This window comes from Dryocola clanedunensis subsp. sulfonylureivorans (assembly GCF_016756775.1).
GTDB classification, from domain to species: Bacteria; Pseudomonadota; Gammaproteobacteria; order Enterobacterales; family Enterobacteriaceae; genus Dryocola; species Dryocola clanedunensis.
In genome coordinates this window covers 149360-165186 of record NZ_JAERMU010000012.1, presented here as the reverse complement: position 1 = coordinate 165186, position 15827 = coordinate 149360, and the positions used below count along the sequence as shown (strand labels likewise).

At 57.3% G+C, this 15827-nt stretch carries 13 protein-coding genes; 9 read left to right on the top strand and 4 right to left on the bottom strand.

Going from position 1 to position 15827, the window contains the following annotated elements:
* Positions 1-536: 536 nt before the first annotated feature.
* On the bottom strand, positions 537-1430 hold the full coding sequence (locus HYQ67_RS14420) for a LysR substrate-binding domain-containing protein (protein WP_202304410.1): 894 nt from the start codon (positions 1428-1430) through the stop codon (positions 537-539).
* Positions 1431-1664: 234 nt separating this feature from the next.
* Between HYQ67_RS14420 and HYQ67_RS14415 the strand changes: the two genes are divergently transcribed.
* Genes HYQ67_RS14415 through HYQ67_RS14400 form a run of 4 tightly spaced genes read left to right on the top strand, consistent with a single transcriptional unit; the run spans position 1665 to position 5765 of the window.
* Complete coding sequence (locus tag HYQ67_RS14415) at positions 1665-2534, top strand: transketolase (RefSeq protein ID WP_202304408.1); 870 nt, start codon at positions 1665-1667, stop codon at positions 2532-2534.
* Positions 2531-3532: a transketolase family protein gene (locus tag HYQ67_RS14410; RefSeq protein ID WP_202304406.1), complete on the top strand. Its 1002-nt coding sequence runs from the start codon at positions 2531-2533 to the stop codon at positions 3530-3532. The genes HYQ67_RS14415 and HYQ67_RS14410 overlap by 4 nt, the downstream gene beginning before the upstream one ends.
* A 10-nt stretch (positions 3533-3542) precedes the next feature.
* Positions 3543-4394, top strand: coding sequence for an NAD(P)-dependent oxidoreductase (locus tag HYQ67_RS14405; RefSeq protein ID WP_202304404.1), 852 nt, complete (start codon positions 3543-3545; stop codon positions 4392-4394).
* A gap of 45 nt (positions 4395-4439) precedes the next feature.
* Positions 4440-5765, top strand: a complete 1326-nt coding sequence (locus HYQ67_RS14400; RefSeq protein ID WP_202304402.1) for an MFS transporter — start codon at positions 4440-4442, stop codon at positions 5763-5765.
* A 72-nt stretch (positions 5766-5837) separates the two neighbouring features.
* On the opposite strand, the gene HYQ67_RS14395 is transcribed toward HYQ67_RS14400, so the two are convergent.
* Positions 5838-7346 (bottom strand): MFS transporter, encoded by a 1509-nt coding sequence (locus tag HYQ67_RS14395; RefSeq protein WP_202304400.1) that lies wholly within the window; start codon positions 7344-7346, stop codon positions 5838-5840.
* A gap of 227 nt (positions 7347-7573) precedes the next feature.
* Between HYQ67_RS14395 and HYQ67_RS14390 the strand changes: the two genes are divergently transcribed.
* On the top strand, positions 7574-8557 hold the full coding sequence (locus tag HYQ67_RS14390) for a fatty acid desaturase (protein WP_202304398.1): 984 nt from the start codon (positions 7574-7576) through the stop codon (positions 8555-8557).
* Positions 8550-9326 (top strand): phosphate/phosphite/phosphonate ABC transporter substrate-binding protein, encoded by a 777-nt coding sequence (locus tag HYQ67_RS14385; RefSeq protein ID WP_202304396.1) that lies wholly within the window; start codon positions 8550-8552, stop codon positions 9324-9326. Before HYQ67_RS14390 ends, HYQ67_RS14385 begins: the two co-directional genes overlap by 8 nt.
* 17 nt (positions 9327-9343) lie before the next feature.
* Here HYQ67_RS14385 and HYQ67_RS14380 read toward each other — a convergent pair whose 3' ends face one another.
* Positions 9344-10225, bottom strand: a complete 882-nt coding sequence (locus HYQ67_RS14380; RefSeq protein WP_202304394.1) for a LysR family transcriptional regulator — start codon at positions 10223-10225, stop codon at positions 9344-9346.
* Between the two features lie 112 nt (positions 10226-10337).
* Here HYQ67_RS14380 and HYQ67_RS14375 point away from each other — a divergent pair, with 112 nt between their 5' ends.
* Positions 10338-11579, top strand: a complete 1242-nt coding sequence (locus HYQ67_RS14375; protein WP_202304392.1) for an MFS transporter — start codon at positions 10338-10340, stop codon at positions 11577-11579.
* 146 nt (positions 11580-11725) lie between these two features.
* On the opposite strand, the gene melR is transcribed toward HYQ67_RS14375, so the two are convergent.
* Positions 11726-12655: a transcriptional regulator MelR gene (gene melR / locus HYQ67_RS14370; protein ID WP_202304390.1), complete on the bottom strand. Its 930-nt coding sequence runs from the start codon at positions 12653-12655 to the stop codon at positions 11726-11728.
* Between the two features lie 271 nt (positions 12656-12926).
* Here melR and HYQ67_RS14365 point away from each other — a divergent pair, with 271 nt between their 5' ends.
* Positions 12927-14282, top strand: a complete 1356-nt coding sequence (locus HYQ67_RS14365; protein ID WP_202304388.1) for an alpha-glucosidase/alpha-galactosidase — start codon at positions 12927-12929, stop codon at positions 14280-14282.
* Between the two features lie 84 nt (positions 14283-14366).
* The gene (gene melB / locus HYQ67_RS14360) at positions 14367-15794 is read left to right on the top strand and encodes a melibiose:sodium transporter MelB (RefSeq protein ID WP_202304386.1); all 1428 of its coding nucleotides are present in this window, start codon (positions 14367-14369) and stop codon (positions 15792-15794) included.
* The last annotated feature ends 33 nt before the right edge of the window (positions 15795-15827 follow it).

The window sequence follows — 15827 nt, the reverse complement described above, 5'->3', positions numbered from 1 at the left end:
TATTATAAAGGCAGTCCAATGCGCTGAAACCATTCAAGTTAGGAACGCGCGTATTATAGAGGCAAGTTACCCGGAAAGGAATTAAAAACGCTGTTTCAGAGCACGGGTTGTGCAGTTTTACGTCGCCTGTTATCAGGGTGTTATGGGAATATTGATGAGTTTGCAGTGAATAAAACGATATAAGAACGAGGCCTACAATTTAAGCTCCCATCTATGATTTTTCCTCTCAATTCCCGGTTTTTTTACGTCTGAAAGCCGCAGTATGTACACATCAGCGTAACAACGACCGAGGAGGCACAGCTTAAAAATTTATCCTGTTATTTCGCAGAGGAGCACGCGAAAACCATAGAAGGAGATGCAGCAGCAGAGCCGATTGCTGCTGCGGGCATGTCATCTGTGATGTCTGTCGCATCAGCAAATATCAATCTGCACTTTACTGACGAGGCCTGGCGGATTAAGAGGTGAGAATCCTCACAAAAAAACTATTAATTAACAATAAAGCATCATTCATATAACGCTAAAAAATGTGAGCACGATCATCTGAGCTGCGCCAGATTGAGCTCATTAAGCAGCCACGTTTTGAACACTTCCAGCGCAAAATGCATGTGCTGGTGCCGCGGGAAAACCAGGTAGTGGCCGATATAATGAATTTCACTTGTGCTTTTCAACAGCGGACAAACCAGTCTGCCGCTCGCTATTTCGCGCTCTGCAAGTAAGTTTGACTCCAGAACTACGCCTAACCCGTCCACCGCTGCGGCAATCGCCATAAAGCTGCGGTCGAAACGAAGTCCGTAATGACGGGGAGGCTTCATGTCATTGGCCTGAAACCATCCTTTCCATTGGTACAGCTGCACATCGCACTGAATCAGTGTCATTGCGTAGAGATCTTCTGGTCTCTGAAGCCTGTCAGCCAGCAGTGGCGAGCATAGTGGCGTCAGTTCTTCAACCGCGAGGGGGATCTTCTCATAGGGGGATGGGGCGGGTTCGCCGTAGATGATATCGAGGTCAAAATCATCCTGCTCAAAACGAGCATAGTCCGTGCTGGCTGAGAGCCGCAGGTCAATGTTGGGGTTCTCGCGGATGAAACTACCGAGGCGCGGCAGCAGCCACTGGTGAGCAAAACTGGGCGAGGTATGAAGGCGCAGAGGTCTTGATTCATCGGCCGTGATTAATGACAGCCCCTGCTGCATTTCGTTAAACCCGCGCTGGATATGTTCAAACAGTATCTCCCCTTCTTTCGTCAGTTTGATTTCCCGCGTGCTGCGCTGAAAGAGCCTGATTTCTATCAAATTTTCCAGCTTGCGAATGGCATGGCTGATTGCGCTGGGCGAGAGTTCCAGCTCAGCTGCTGCCAGTGAAAAAGCGCCCGTGCGGCCCGCCGCTTCAAAGGCACGTAACAGATTAAGAGGGGCTTTTCGCAGGAGTGACATTCATGAATCCTTTTCACCAGTAGTTGCATTAAATGCTTTTGTCAGCATGAACCCAAACAGCATAACCTCATCTTCTGCACCGACAGACAGGGATTCTCAGTGAGTTACGCATTCAGTAACCCCCCTCGAACTAATGAGAGATGAACGACATGCATGAATAAGTTAGCACCATGTCGAGGGAACACCTACCCGAGAAGCCTGTGTTTTATGTTCAACCAGTAAAAGGAGCAGCAGATGAGCACGATTGCAAATCCCGAAGCAGCATCGACTGAGGCGCTTACCCGACTTGCACGGCATGCGAGGCGCATACGCCGCTTCGCCTTAAGGATGGGGGAAGTTCAGGGGCAGGGATACGTTGGCCAGGCGTTAGGGCTTGCCGATATGCTGGCTGTGGCGTGGTGTCACGCCCTGCGATTCGATCCGCAAAACCCTGAATGGGAAGGTCGGGACCGCTTTTTGCTGTCCCATGGGCACTATGCCATTGCGCTTTACGCGGCGCTGATCGAAGCCGGGGTGATCCCGGAAGAGGAGTTGGAAACTTACGGATCGGATGACAGCCGGCTGCCTATGTCAGGGATGGCGACCTATACGCCAGGCATGGAGATTTCCGGGGGGTCACTCGGCCAGGGTCTTAGCATCGCCGTGGGTATGGCGCTGGCGCTGCGTCATAAAGGGAACCCAGCCTTTGTCTACAACTCAATGTCTGATGGTGAACTTGATGAAGGTGCTACCTGGGAGGCGGCAATGTCAGCCGCACATCATCAGCTCGGTAACCTGATTACGCTGGTTGATATCAATCAGCAGCAGGCTGACGGTCCCTCCCAAAAAATTATGGGGTTTGAGCCTCTGGCCGATAAGTGGCAGGCATTTGGCTGGCACGTCCAGCGCGTCGACGGCAACGATATCGCGGCTGTCAAAGCGGCATTTGACCGCGCCCGCCAGCTGAAAGAACCCAAACCTCGCGTCATTCTGCTCGATACGCTGATGGGCAAGGGCGTTCCGTTTCTTGAAGAGCGGGAAAAGAACCACTTCATTCGGGTTGATGCAGATGAGTGGCAAAAGGCCATAGCGATTCTTGATCGGGCTGAGGAGGCACGCACATGAGCAACGTTGCAGATAAGAAACCACGTTTAACCACCTCGGCCATGATTGCTTCCATTGCGTCAGAGGGGCAGAGAACCGTATCAGCGCCTTTTGGGCATGCGCTCGTCAAGGCGGCGCGGACACGGCCAGCTATCGTAGGGATTACCGCAGATTTATCGAAATACACCGACCTGCACATCTTCGCCGGGGCCTACCCGGAGCGCCATTTTCAGATGGGAATGGCGGAGCAGCTGCTGATGGGCGCTGCCGGTGGCATGGCCAAAGAGGGAATGATTCCCTTCGCGACAACCTATGCTGTGTTTGCCACCCGGCGCGCTTACGATTTCATTCATCAGGTGATAGCCGAAGAAAACCTTAATGTGAAGATTTGCGCGGCGCTGCCCGGCCTCACTACCGGGTATGGCTCCAGCCATCAGGCAACTGAAGATATTGCGTTGATGCGCGGCATCCCGAATCTGACCATCATTGATCCCTGCGATGCGCTTGATACCGAACAGGCCGTCGCCGCGGCGGCCGATCACCCAGGCCCGGTGTACATGCGTCTGCTGCGCGGGAAAGTGCCGCTGGTACTGGATGAGTACGATTATCAGTTTGAGCTGGGGAAAGCCAAACTGCTGCAGGACGGGCGCGACGTACTGTTTATCTCCAGCGGCATCATGACGATGCGATCGCTGGAAGCAGCAAAGGCCCTGGCGCGGGACAATGTCGACGTCGCCGTGCTGCACGTGCCTACCATCAAGCCTCTTGATACCGACACTATTCTCGAATTGTGCCGCCGCAGCGGACGGCTGGTCGTCGTGGTTGAAAACCACAGCGTAGTGGGGGGCCTTGGCGAGGCGGTAGCGGCTGCATTAATGCGGGCGCAGGTCATGCCCGAGTTCCGTCATATCGGACTTCCGGACGAGTTTCTGGCCGCCGGCGCGCTGCCTACGCTACACGATCGCTATGGTCTCTCTACTTCATCTCTGGTCTGCGCTGTTAAAGGCTGGCTTGTATAAGGAGCACGAAATGAAAGTTGTATTCATCGGCGTAGGGGCCATTGGGCTGCCAATGGCATTACAGATAAAGGCGGCGGGGCATGAAGTACAGGGTGTTGATGTCGCTGAAGCTTCACGGCAGCGAGCAAGCGAGCAGGGGATAGCGTCGGTAGAGCGATACACCCTGACAGGGAAAGCTGATGTCGTCGTGGTCATGGTTGCCACGCCACAACAGCTGGCAGCTTTGGTTGAGGAGGCTTTGCCGAATGTGTCCGGCCAGTACTGGGCGATCATGTCCACGGTCGGCCCCGCCGCAATAATTGTAGCCGCAGACCAGCTACAGCAGGCAGGTGCCAGGGTGATAGATGCCCCGGTGACTGGCGGCACCGCCCGAGCCAGTACAGGAGAGCTGGTGATCTTTGCGGCAGGTGATGAGGATGCGGTCAACCACGTCGCGCCGGTGCTGAGTGCTATGGGCAGGGTGCAGATGGTCGGCAAACGGGCCGGTGACGGGCAGGGCATCAAAGTGATTAACCAGCATCTCTGCTCCATCCACATTGTGGCCGCGGCCGAAGCCCTGAGCCTTGCGCAATCGCTCGGATTAGATCCGGCGCAGGTTTTACCGCTGGTGGAGGGAGGCGCGGCGGGCTCCTGGATGCTGTCAGATAGGGGGCCGCGAATGCTGCTGAGTACGGATGTGGCAGTTTCCAGCGCCATTAACATCTTCGTTAAAGACAGCGGTCTGGTGGTGGATGCTGCAACGGCGTGCCAGGCAGAGATTCCGCTGCTGAAAGTCGCTAACGCCCGCTATGAGGCCGCAGCAAAAGCTGGCCTGGGACAACGTGATGACAGCCGGGTTATCGAAACCTGGCAGCAGACATAAGTACTGACCCGAATTTTGCGGGTAAATTACCGAAACGGGGTAAACATGAAAACTCACTCTGTACCAGTTAATACTAAAAATAATCCTGTAAAAGTATCCGTCGCATCGATGATAGGCTCGGCCGTGGAAAGCTACGATTTCTTTATTTACGGTACGGCGGCGGCTGCATGGTTTGGAAAAGTCTTCTTCGATACCGAGGAGCCTGTTGTCGGTATTATGGCTGCTTTCGCCACGCTGGCGGTGGGCTTTCTGATGCGGCCAGTCGGCGGTTATCTGGCCGGACACTTTGGCGATCGTTATGGACGTAAAGCGGTCTTGTTCTGGTCGCTGTTGGCGATGGGGCTTGCAACGGTGCTGATAGGCGCGCTGCCGACTTATGAGCAGGCGGGTCTGCTGGCACCCGTTTTATTGATTCTGCTCCGAATGATTCAGGGCATCGGTTTTGGTGCTGAATGGGGAGGTGCGGTGCTGATGGCATTTGAACATGCACCGGAGAAGAAACGTGGTTTTTACGGTGCCGTTCCCCAGCTCGGTATTCCGCTAGGCCTGCTGCTGGCCAACGGCGCTTTTCTTCTCTCTGGCGCACTGTTCGAGGGCGACTGGGTATGGCGAATGCCGTTTCTGATTTCATTCATCATGGTGGCTATCGGCATATTTATTCGTCTGAGCGTCGCGGAGTCGCCGGAATTTGAAAAAGTGAAGGCGGAGAAGCGTATCGTCAAGCAGCCCGCGCTTGAAGTGATTCGTCGGGACTGGCGAACCATTATGAATATTGTCGGGCTGCGGCTGGCTGAAACCGGCGGCTATTACATTACCACTAGTTTCATGCTCTCCTATGTTGTCCTTGCCGATATTACCGATACCCGCCACGTCTTATGGGGCACGCTCATCGGCTCGGCACTTGGCCTGGTCAGCCATCTCCTTTACGGCGCGCTGAGTGACAGAGTGGGCCGACGCCGCGTCTTTCTGATCGGCTCCTTGTTCACTATAGCGTTTGGCATCCCGATGTTTATGTTGATTAATACTGGCGCTGTCATGCTGGTGATTGTGGCGATTTCCTTCTCTCTGCTACTGAGCCACGACCCCATTTTTGCCGTGGAATCAAGCTGGTTTTCTGAACAGTTCCCGGCCCATGTTCGTTCTTCGGGTATTTCCTTGGGGTATAATGCGGCATCCGTTGTCGCAGGGTTGCTGCCCTTTATTGCTACCTGGCTATATAGCATGATTGGTTGGATCGGGCCGGCCATCCTCTTTTCTCTTCTGGGCGTGCTTTCCACCTGGTGCGCGCTGAAAACCGCTGAGACAGCTCCCTCTCAGACAGGGGAGAAACATTGCGTTGCTGAAGGAGCAGCAGCTTCGACAAACGGATAGTCCTTCGTCGCGTTGAGTTGCAAATTAACGCAAACCAGGCCCGTAGCCCGCACTCTGCGGGCTACGGGGAAACTACAGAGACGAGCGCTGGCGGGGTAACAATTTCAGCGCTAAACAGCTGACGGCAGTGAGAGCCGTTGCGCAAACGAGAACAACGAACCAGGCGTTTTCAAAGGCACCTTGCGCAAGTTCAGTCAGCTGTGTCGCCTGCGCCGGGCCGAGATCGGCGGCAAGGCGCAGTGCTTCATCCAGACTGTCGTAGGCCGCGTTGCCGCTAACCAGTCCCGCTGGCAGAACGAGCGTTGCGCTGTAAACTGCGGTCATCATACCGCCGAGCAACGTTACGCCAAGCACACCGCCCAGCTCCCACGCCACATCTTCTATAGCGGCAACCATGCCGGCTTTTTCTTCCGGTGCGTTAAGCATAATGGAAGTCGAGGCCGCGGTAATTGTCGCCCCCAGGGCCAACCCAATAACGGCCAGCGCAACAAGCTGCGCTATCGCTCCGCTATGGGTGGTCAGGAGCAGGCAAAGCAGGCCCACTGCTGTCAACAGTAAACCGGCGACCATCATTCGCGCACCACCCGTGCGAGGCAACAGCAGCCCGGCCAGCGGAGAGGCCAGGGCGCTGGCAACAGGGATCGGCAAAATCGTCAGGCCCGCCATCAGCGGCGTCAGGCCCAGCACCAGCTGCAGCCGCTGGGTCAGCACCAGCTGCAGCCGCTGGGTCAGCACCAGCTCAACGCCGGTCAGGGCGATCATCGAGACGACGGCCACGCACACGCCGCTGGTAAACTGACGATTGCGGAACAGCGAAAAATCTATCATCGGCTGGGCCGACCGCTGCTGTCGCCGGACAAACAGCCCGAGGAAGATCACGCCCGCGGTGGCGGAGCCTGCCATGGTCAGCAGGGAAGCATCGAGCTTGCTCAGCTCTTTCAGCGCGTAAATCACGCCAACCAGCCCGGCCATGATGAGTAGCGAGCCCGCAACGTCCAGCGGGCGTTCTGCGTTCCCCCTGCTGCGAGGAATGAGTAGCCAGGCGAATGGCATGACCGTCAGGACGATGGGAACGTTGATCAGAAATACGGATCCCCACCAGAAATACTCGAGTAAAACGCCGCCAACAACGGGACCAAGCGCTGCGGCTGCGGAGGCAACCGCCGCCCAGATACCGATAGCCAGCGCTCTTTCACGCTCATCGGTAAAGACCTGGCGCACGATCGCCAGCGTGGCGGGCATCATCATGGTTGCGCCAAGGGCCAGAAAGACCCGCGAGGCGATCAGCAGCTCGGCCGTCGGGGACCAGGCGGCGCAAAGCGATGCCAGCGCGAACACGGGCAGGCCGGACATAAACATCAGCTTATGGCCGAAGCGGTCGCTCAGCATACCCGCTCCCGGCAGCAGCCCGGCAACCACCAGCGGATAGGCATTCACGATCCACAGTTTTTCAGATGCGGTGGCGTCCAGCGCCTGGGTGAGGCGCGGCAGGGCCGTATACAGGACGGTCATGTCGATGATGATCAAAAAAAGCGTGCTGGTAACGATCGCCAGGATTAGCCAGCGATTTTGGACGAACATAAAAAAGCCTCGGTAAGCGAAAGGGAAAATTGCTGTTTGAGCAACCGCTCAAGTCTGGCAGGGTACTTGAGCGGCTGCTCAAAATCAAGGTCGGCAAGGACGATCTTTTACGCAGCGCATAGCTAATTTTCGGCAATCGTTAGCCGATCTTATTCGTTGTCTCAGCCACATTTATCCCACATCTTCAATAACATAAATCATAAGGAAGGGCTGTGGGGAACAGGACTATGGGTGGGAGCAATGCAGCATATCTGGACGCGAAGCAGCGCGAGGTTGTCCGTCAGTTAAACCGCAGCTGGCTGTGGCGCAGCGAACTGCCGACCTGGCTGCTGATCGCCACGGTTTACGGCGGCTGGTTCCTGACGCTGGCGAACTGGCAGGCGCTGGGGCTTTTTCCCGCAACGCTGCTGCTGATCTGGTTTACGACCTGGTACCTGTCCGTGCAGCATGAGCTCATCCACGGGCACCCGACGCGCTGGCCTGCGGTTAACCATCTGCTGGGGATAGCGCCGCTGGCGGTGTGGTACCCCTTCGCCCTGTACCGGGATTTGCACCTCGTTCACCATCAGAATGACGCCCTGACGATGCCGGATGAAGATCCTGAAACGTACTATTTTTCCGTCCGAAAATGGCAGGGCTTCAGCGGCTGGCAGCGACGGTTGGTGCGTCTGCGCAATACTTTTGCCGGGCGGCTGCTGCTGGCACCCGCTATGGATATCCTGCAAACCCTGGTGACAATGATTCGCGCATTTCGGGAGCAAAAAGGGGCGGCTATGGTGATGTGGATCGTCCACGGCGTGCTGCTGGCCGGGGTCTTTGCTCTTATGGCACATTATGATTTCCCGGTCTGGTACTACCTGCTGGCGGTCAGCTATCCCGCGCTGGCCCTGACTAAAATCCGCTCCTTCTTTGAGCACCGGGCGGCAGACGATCCGCTGGCGCGCTCCGTTATTAACGAAGCTTCGCTGCCCTGGCGCCTGCTTTTCCTGAATCTTAACTATCATTCAGTGCACCACGATCTCCCTGGGGTGCCGTGGTACGGGCTGCGCAAAATCTATCTTCTTTATAAAGAGGACTACCGGCAGCGTAACCAGGGGTTTGTGGTTAAGGGCTACGGGCAGTGGCTGCGGCAGTTTTTTGTCAGGCCGCTGGACGTTGAGCAGCATCCCTCGGCAGCGGTCGAAAACAGGGTAATCACGCAGCATGAATAAAATGGTTTCACTTCCGATGTACGACGTTCGCCGTGCGGACACCCAGGCGCTCTGGTCCGCGCTTATCCCCCTGCTGGTGGAGGAGGGGCTGGATGCGGACGGGCTGGATATCGCCTGGCCAGAAGCGGATTTGCTGTCGCACTGGCGGGAAGAAAATTTGCTGCTAAGCCAGACCTGCGGCTACCCGCTGGCGACGCAGCTGCCGGACGTGCAGCTGGTGGGGGCTTTTCATTATGACGTACCGGGGTGCGATGAATACCGCTACAGCAGTTTCCTGGTGGCCCGGCTTGAAGATGCGCAAAGCACGCCCGAAGATTTTTTTGGCCGCCGGGCCGTCTGCAACTCTGCCGACTCCCAGTCCGGGTTCAACGCCCTGCAAAACGCGGTTGCGCCGCTTGCACGCCGGGGCCGTTTCTTTTCAGACGTTACCTTCAGCGGCAGTCACCGGCAGTCTTTGGCGGCGCTGCAGCAGGATTCAGCGGATCTGGCCGCTATCGACTGCGTCAGCTGGGCGCTGTTCATGCGCCATGAGCCGGATGCGCTGCAAAATCTTATCGTCATTGGGCAAACGCCGCTGACGCCGGGACTGCCGCTAATCACATCTTCCCGAACGACGCCAGAAGATCTGGCTGCCCTGAGAAGGGCGCTGCACAGGCTGGTTACGGACCCGGCCTGTCAGGCGGTGCGCGAGGCGTTATTTATCGCAGGCTTCAGCGAGCCCGATCGCAGGGAGTATGCGGGGATTGTGGCCCGACAGCCTGCGCCCTGAGCAGTTGTTTTCCCGGCTTATTTACCTTTATACCTGACCGCCTCAACAAACGCCGCAAAGGCCGGGGTGGTATTACGCCTGTTGGGGTAATAAAGATGAAATCCATCAAAGTAGGGGCTCCAGTCGGCCAGCACCTCTACCAGCCTTCCGTCTTCGATATACGGCTGCGCCATAAAGTCCGGGATATAAGCCAGCCCGATCCCGTCCAGCGCGCCGTTGAGGATAGGGATATTGCTGTTGGCGGTTAGCTGCCCGCTGACCCGCACGTTGACCTTGCGTCCCTTATTTTCAAACTCCCAGACGTAAACGCCGCCGTTGATGGAGTGGCGGATATTGATGCAGTTATGGTCCGTTAATTCTCGTGGATCTGCGGGTATCGGGCGGCTCGCGAAATAAGCGGGAGAACCGACTACGCAAAGGCGCCAGTCTGGCCCCAGCCGCACGGCAATCATATCCTGGCTGACCGATTCCCCCAGCCGGATCCCCGCGTCAAAACGCTCCTGCACGATATTGGTGAAGCCGTAGTCGATACAGATCTCAACGTTGATGTCGGGATAGGTTTTAAAGAAATCCGCAAGGACGGGGCGCAGGTGCTGCTCTGCCGCGTCGTCGGAACAGGTGATCCTGATGGTGCCCGCCGGCTTATCCCGCAGCTCGCCAATCTTCTCTATTTCGCTGGCAATCTGCTCGAAAAGAGGGCCAACCGAGCACATCAGCTGCTCGCCCGCTTCGGTCGGCGCAACGTTCCTGGTCGTGCGTGTCAGCAAACGTATCCCCAGGCGTGCCTCCAGGTTGCGAAGCGTATGGCTAAGCGCCGAGGGGCTGACGCCCAGCTGGGCCGCGGCTTTGGTAAAGCTCTGGGCCCTGGCCACGGCCAGAAAGGCCAGGATATCGTTCATAGCGCCTCTTTATTGCTGAAATAAATTCACAAGTACATCCAAATTACCTCGGCTAATCAAAATACTCCAGCTGCTTTAGGATACTTCCCTCGTTTCAGCAGAGGATAAAACAATGAATGCAGTGAAAACGTCAGCCCTGAAAGTTCGTGACGGGCGGCCGATATGGGGGGCCGTTTTCTCCATGGCGCTGGGCGTGGTGGTGCTGATTGCCTCTGAATTTATGCCCGTCAGCCTGCTTACCCCCGTCGCGCTGGATCTTGGCATCAGCCAGGGCCATGCCGGGCAGGCGATCTCCGTTTCCGGGCTGTTTGCCGTGATCGCCAGCCTGCTCAACGCGCCCCTGACAGGCCGGCTGGACCGCAAGAAAGTGCTGCTGGGGTTTACGCTGCTGCTCACCTTTTCAGGGCTGATGGTCACCTTTGCCGCAAACGGGACGATGTTCATGGCCGGGCGCGCGCTGCTGGGCGTGGCTATCGGGGGATTCTGGTCGATGTCTACCGCCACGGTGATGCGGCTGGTGCCGCCGGGGGCGGTGGCGAAAGGGCTGGCGCTGATTAACGGCGGCAACGCGCTCGCGGCGACGGTGGCAGCGCCGCTCGGCAGCTACCTCGGGCAGTATATCGGCTGGCGCGGCGCATTTTTCGTGGTCGTGCCGCTGGCGGTCATCGCCTTTATCTGGCAGTGGCGCAGCATTCCCTCTTTGCCTTCTGACGGAGTCAGTCGCGCTGCCGCTAATCCTTTTGGCCTGCTGCGCATTCCCCAGGTTGCGCTGGGCATGACGGGGATTCTGTTTTTGTTTATGGGGCAGTTTGCGGTTTTCACCTACCTGCGCCCGTTTCTGGAGGAGATGACCCGTCTTAGCGTCACGCAGCTGTCAGTGGTTTTGCTGCTGCTGGGCGCAGCCGGGCTGGTGGGAACCTGGCTTATCGGCCATTTATTACAGCGCAGGCTCTATGCCTACCTGATTGCCATTCCGCTGCTGATGGCCGCCATCGCCGGGCTGCTGATCGAGTGGGGGACCGCCCCCCTGGCCGCGGGCGTGCTGCTGGCGGTCTGGGGGCTGGTTGCTACTCCGGCCCCGGTGGCATGGGGGCTGTGGCTCAGCAAAGCGCTGCCCGACGATGCGGAGGCGGGCGGCGGCCTGATGGTGGCAACAATCCAGCTGGCCATTACGCTTGGCGCGGGCCTCGGCGGTTTGCTGTTCGACGCCGTTGGCTGGTGGAGCCCCTTTGCCCTCGGGCTGGGGCTGCTTGTCTGCTCGGCGTTTGCCGCCTGGGCCGCTATGCGCAAAAGCGAGGATCTTTTTTTATCGCCGCTGCGACCAGGCCATCAAGCCACTCCTGATGGCCGTTGAGCATTGGGTCAGGGCGCGTCGCCGCTCAGGATGAAATAATCACTTAGTGCGAGAGAATCTATCGGTAAATCCCGGAACAAAACCCTCAGGCCAGCTAAATAGCCTTCATTATTTTCTCCCGTTTTGAAAATGCGCTGCGGGCAAGTCTACTCTGCCACCCCTCTCAGCTGCCTGAGCCTGCGATAGCTGTGCGGCGACATGCCAACATACTTATTGAACGTGCTGTAGAAGCTGCTGCTGGAGTGGAAGCCCGCCGTGAGGGCGATGTCGAGAATGGACTTGTCGGTGTCGCTCAGCAGCGCCCGCACGTGGTTAATCCGCATCGCGGTTATGTATTGCTTCATGGTCAGCTGCATGACGCGCTGAAAGATCCCCATCGCGTAGTTGGGGTTGAGCGAGACGTGCTCCGCCACGTTTTCAATGGTCAGCGCCCGGTCGTGATTCGCCCCGATAAACTCCAGCATCTGGCTGACGTAAAACTGAGCGTGGCGCGAAACGTTATTGCCGCTGCTGCGTGCGCGTGCCGTTTTGTTTACCAGGATGGGCTGCCAGCCCGACAGGCTAAAGCGCTTGAGCATCAGGCCTATTTCGTCGATGGCCAGCTGGCGGACCTGCTCGTTGGGGCTGCCGATCTCCTGCTGCCAGCGGCGCACTTCAAAGGGGCTGAGCTGCTGGGCGGCCAGCGACTTAATCACCATGCCGTGGGTGACGTGGTTGATAAGCTGCCTGTCCAGCGGCCAGGAGAGAAACAGGTGCATGGGCAGATTGAATATCGCCATGTTTTTACACTCCCCCGGACGGGTGAGCTGATGGGGCGTACAGGCCCAGAACAGGGTGATATGCCCCTGTTTAATCTGCACGACCTCGTTGTTAATCAGATACTCCACGTCGCCGTCGAACGGCACGTTCACCTCTACCTGGCCATGCCAGTGGCAGGACTCCATGTAATGCGGCACGCGCAGCTCGATGTCCATGCGCTGGTATTCAGAATAGAGCGATAAGGGGCTGCGCGTCTCGCTATCCGTACTGCTGCACATGTGCGGGTCGGGGGGCAGAGGGGCGGCAATAGTGTCCATGGTTCTCTCCGGTTCCTGAATTATCAGAATTGTGGCGCAGAGGGGCAGGATTTACCGTGAGGAAGGTGAGATTTTGCGCGTACGGAGCGGGTGAAATTAACCCTTTTCCCTTAATTCTCTTCTTTCCTGGCTAAAAACTCCTGAAACCTAAGATCGAAATCCGTTGTCAAAAAAATCTGAGTTTTCAGGAATGCTAAGCGGGGAAGGGGGAAGAGAAACGGCGGCCCGCGTGCCACGCTGACAGTGTTCAATTACGCCACGGAGAAAGAACATGTCAGCACCTAAAATTACGTTTATCGGCGCGGGCTCCACTATTTTTGTTAAAAATATCCTCGGCGATGTGTTTCATCGTCCGGCGCTGAAATCAGCCCACGTTGCCCTGATGGACATCGATGAAACCCGTCTGGAAGAGTCGCACATCGTTGTGCGCAAGCTGATGGATTCAGCCGGGGCATGCGGCAAAATCACCTGCCATACCGACCAGAAAAGCGCCCTCCGGGACGCTGATTTCGTGGTGGTGGCGTTCCAGATCGGCGGCTACCAGCCCTGTACGGTCACCGATTTTGAAGTGTGTAAACGACACGGCCTGGAGCAGACGATTGCCGACACGCTCGGCCCGGGTGGCATCATGCGCGCCCTGCGTACCATCCCGCATTTATGGCAGATTTGTGAAGACATGACCGACGTCTGCCCGGACGCCACCATGCTTAACTACGTGAACCCGATGGCGATGAATACCTGGGCGATGTACGCGCGCTATCCGCACATTAAACAGGTGGGGCTGTGCCATTCCGTGCAGGGTACGGCGGAAGAGCTTGCGCGCGACCTGGACATTGACCCCAGCTCGCTGCGCTACCGCAGCGCCGGTATTAACCATATGGCGTTTTACCTGTCGCTGGAGAAAAAAACGGCGCAGGGCGACTATGTCAGCATCTATCCCGACCTGCTGAAAGCCTATGAGGCCGGAACGGCGCCGAAGCCCAACCTTCACGGTAATCCACGCTGCGAAAACATCGTGCGCTATGAAATGTTCAAAAAGCTGGGTTACTTCGTGACCGAATCTTCCGAGCACTTCGCGGAATACACGCCGTGGTTTATCAAGCCTGGACGTGAAGACCTCATCGAACGCTATAAGGTGCCGCTGGACGAGTACCCGAAACGCTGCGTCGAGCAGCTCGCCACCTGGCGCAAAGAGCTGGAGGAGTACAAAACCGCCGAACGTATCGATATTAAGCCCTCGCGCGAGTACGCCAGCACCATCATGAATGCGCTGTGGACGGGGGAGCCGAGCGTGATTTATGGCAACGTGCGCAACGACAGCCTGATTGAAAACCTGCCGCAGGGCTGCTGCGTGGAGGTGCCTTGCCTGGTGGATGCCAACGGCATCCAGCCTACGCGCATCGGCTCGCTGCCGTCGCACCTGGCGGCGCTGATGCAGACTAATATCAACGTCCAGACCCTGCTGACCGAGGCCATTCTGAACGAAAATCGCGACCGGGTTTATCATGCCGCGATGCTCGACCCGCACACCGCGGCGGTGCTGGGCATTGAAGAGATTTATGCTTTGGTTGACGACCTGATTGCCGCGCACGGCAGCTGGTTACCGGCGTGGCTGCACCGCGCCTGACCGCGAACGCCGGGCGCGCTGCCCGGCACCTGACGTATCTGACCACAGAAGGAGGGCGCTGGCAACAGCGACCCTGTACCCTATATGAGCATATCGATTACAACAAAACTCAGCTATGGATTTGGGGCGTTTGGTAAAGATTTCGCTATCGGTATCGTCTACATGTACCTGATGTATTACTACACCGACGTCGTTGGGCTGTCGGTGGGCGTGGTGGGCACGCTGTTTTTAGTGGCCAGGATCTGGGACGCCATTAACGATCCGATAATGGGCTGGATTGTTAACAGCACGCGGTCGCGCTGGGGAAAGTTCAAGCCGTGGATCCTGGTGGGCACCATTGCTAACTCTGTCGTGCTGTTTTTACTGTTCAGCGCTCACCTGTTTGAAGGGACGACCCAGGTGGTGTTTGTCTGCGTGACCTACATTTTATGGGGCATGACCTACACCATTATGGATATCCCGTTCTGGTCGATGGTGCCGACGATCACCCTGGATAAGCGCGAGCGAGAGCAGCTGGTGCCGTTCCCGCGATTCTTCGCCAGCCTGTCGGGGTTTATCACCGCCGGGGTGACGTTACCCTTTGTGAACTACGTCGGCGGGGGCGATCGTGGCTTCGGCTTTCAGATGTTCACCCTGATCCTGATCGCCTTTTTCATCGCCTCGACGATTATCACCCTGCGCAACGTGAAGGAGGTCTACTCCTCCGGGAATGAGGCTACCGCAGACAGCAGCCGCCTGTCCCTGAAAGCCATCGTCGCCCTTATCTATAAAAACGACCAGCTCTCCTGCCTGCTTGGCATGGCGCTGGCCTATAACATCGCCTCGAATATTATCTCCGGCTTCGCGATCTACTATTTCACCTACGTGATTGGCGATGCCGATCTCTTCCCGTATTACATGTCCTACGCCGGGGCGGCAAACCTGTTAACGCTGATTCTTTTCCCTCGCCTGGTCAAAACGTTTTCGCGTCGTATGCTGTGGGCGGGTGCGTCAGTGCTGCCGATTCTGGGAGGCGGGGTGCTGCTTGGGATAGCGCTGGCGGGGTATCACAACGTCTGGCTGATTTCCCTTGCCGGGGTGCTGCTGAACGTGGGCACCGCGCTGTTCTGGGTTTTGCAGGTGATTATGGTGGCCGACACCGTGGATTACGGCGAGTACAAGCTCAGCGTGCGCTGCGAAAGCATTGCCTATTCGGTGCAGACGCTGGTGGTGAAGGGGGGCTCGGCGTTTGCGGCGTTCTTTATGGCGCTGGTGCTCGGCATCATCGGCTACGTGCCGAACGTCACCCAGGCAGCCGGGACGATAGTGGGGATGCAGTTCATCATGATTGCGCTGCCAGCCCTGTTCTTCCTGATAACCCTGCTGCTCTACTTCAGGCTGTACAAGCTGAACGGCGATATGCTGCGCAGGGTGCAAATTCACCTGCTGGATAAATACCGTAAGCCGCAGGTGCCGGTGGCCCGGACGCCGGTGGCCGTCAGCATGACGGAGGCTTCAGAGGCCAAAGCCTGACGCTGGTCCGCAGGGGCGAGCAGGGATGCCCGC

Coding starts and splice junctions, on each gene's coding strand:
- HYQ67_RS14395 (WP_202304400.1), bottom strand. CDS start 7,346: ATGTTCGTCCAAAATCGCTGGCTAATCCTGGCGATCGTTACCAGCACG.
- HYQ67_RS14365 (WP_202304388.1), top strand. CDS start 12,927: ATGTCAGCACCTAAAATTACGTTTATCGGCGCGGGCTCCACTATTTTT.
- HYQ67_RS14405 (WP_202304404.1), top strand. CDS start 3,543: ATGAAAGTTGTATTCATCGGCGTAGGGGCCATTGGGCTGCCAATGGCA.
- HYQ67_RS14380 (WP_202304394.1), bottom strand. CDS start 10,225: ATGAACGATATCCTGGCCTTTCTGGCCGTGGCCAGGGCCCAGAGCTTT.
- HYQ67_RS14375 (WP_202304392.1), top strand. CDS start 10,338: ATGAATGCAGTGAAAACGTCAGCCCTGAAAGTTCGTGACGGGCGGCCG.
- HYQ67_RS14385 (WP_202304396.1), top strand. CDS start 8,550: ATGAATAAAATGGTTTCACTTCCGATGTACGACGTTCGCCGTGCGGAC.
- melR (WP_202304390.1), bottom strand. CDS start 12,655: ATGGACACTATTGCCGCCCCTCTGCCCCCCGACCCGCACATGTGCAGC.
- melB (WP_202304386.1), top strand. CDS start 14,367: ATGAGCATATCGATTACAACAAAACTCAGCTATGGATTTGGGGCGTTT.
- HYQ67_RS14410 (WP_202304406.1), top strand. CDS start 2,531: ATGAGCAACGTTGCAGATAAGAAACCACGTTTAACCACCTCGGCCATG.
- HYQ67_RS14390 (WP_202304398.1), top strand. CDS start 7,574: ATGGGTGGGAGCAATGCAGCATATCTGGACGCGAAGCAGCGCGAGGTT.
- HYQ67_RS14420 (WP_202304410.1), bottom strand. CDS start 1,430: ATGTCACTCCTGCGAAAAGCCCCTCTTAATCTGTTACGTGCCTTTGAA.
- HYQ67_RS14400 (WP_202304402.1), top strand. CDS start 4,440: ATGAAAACTCACTCTGTACCAGTTAATACTAAAAATAATCCTGTAAAA.
- HYQ67_RS14415 (WP_202304408.1), top strand. CDS start 1,665: ATGAGCACGATTGCAAATCCCGAAGCAGCATCGACTGAGGCGCTTACC.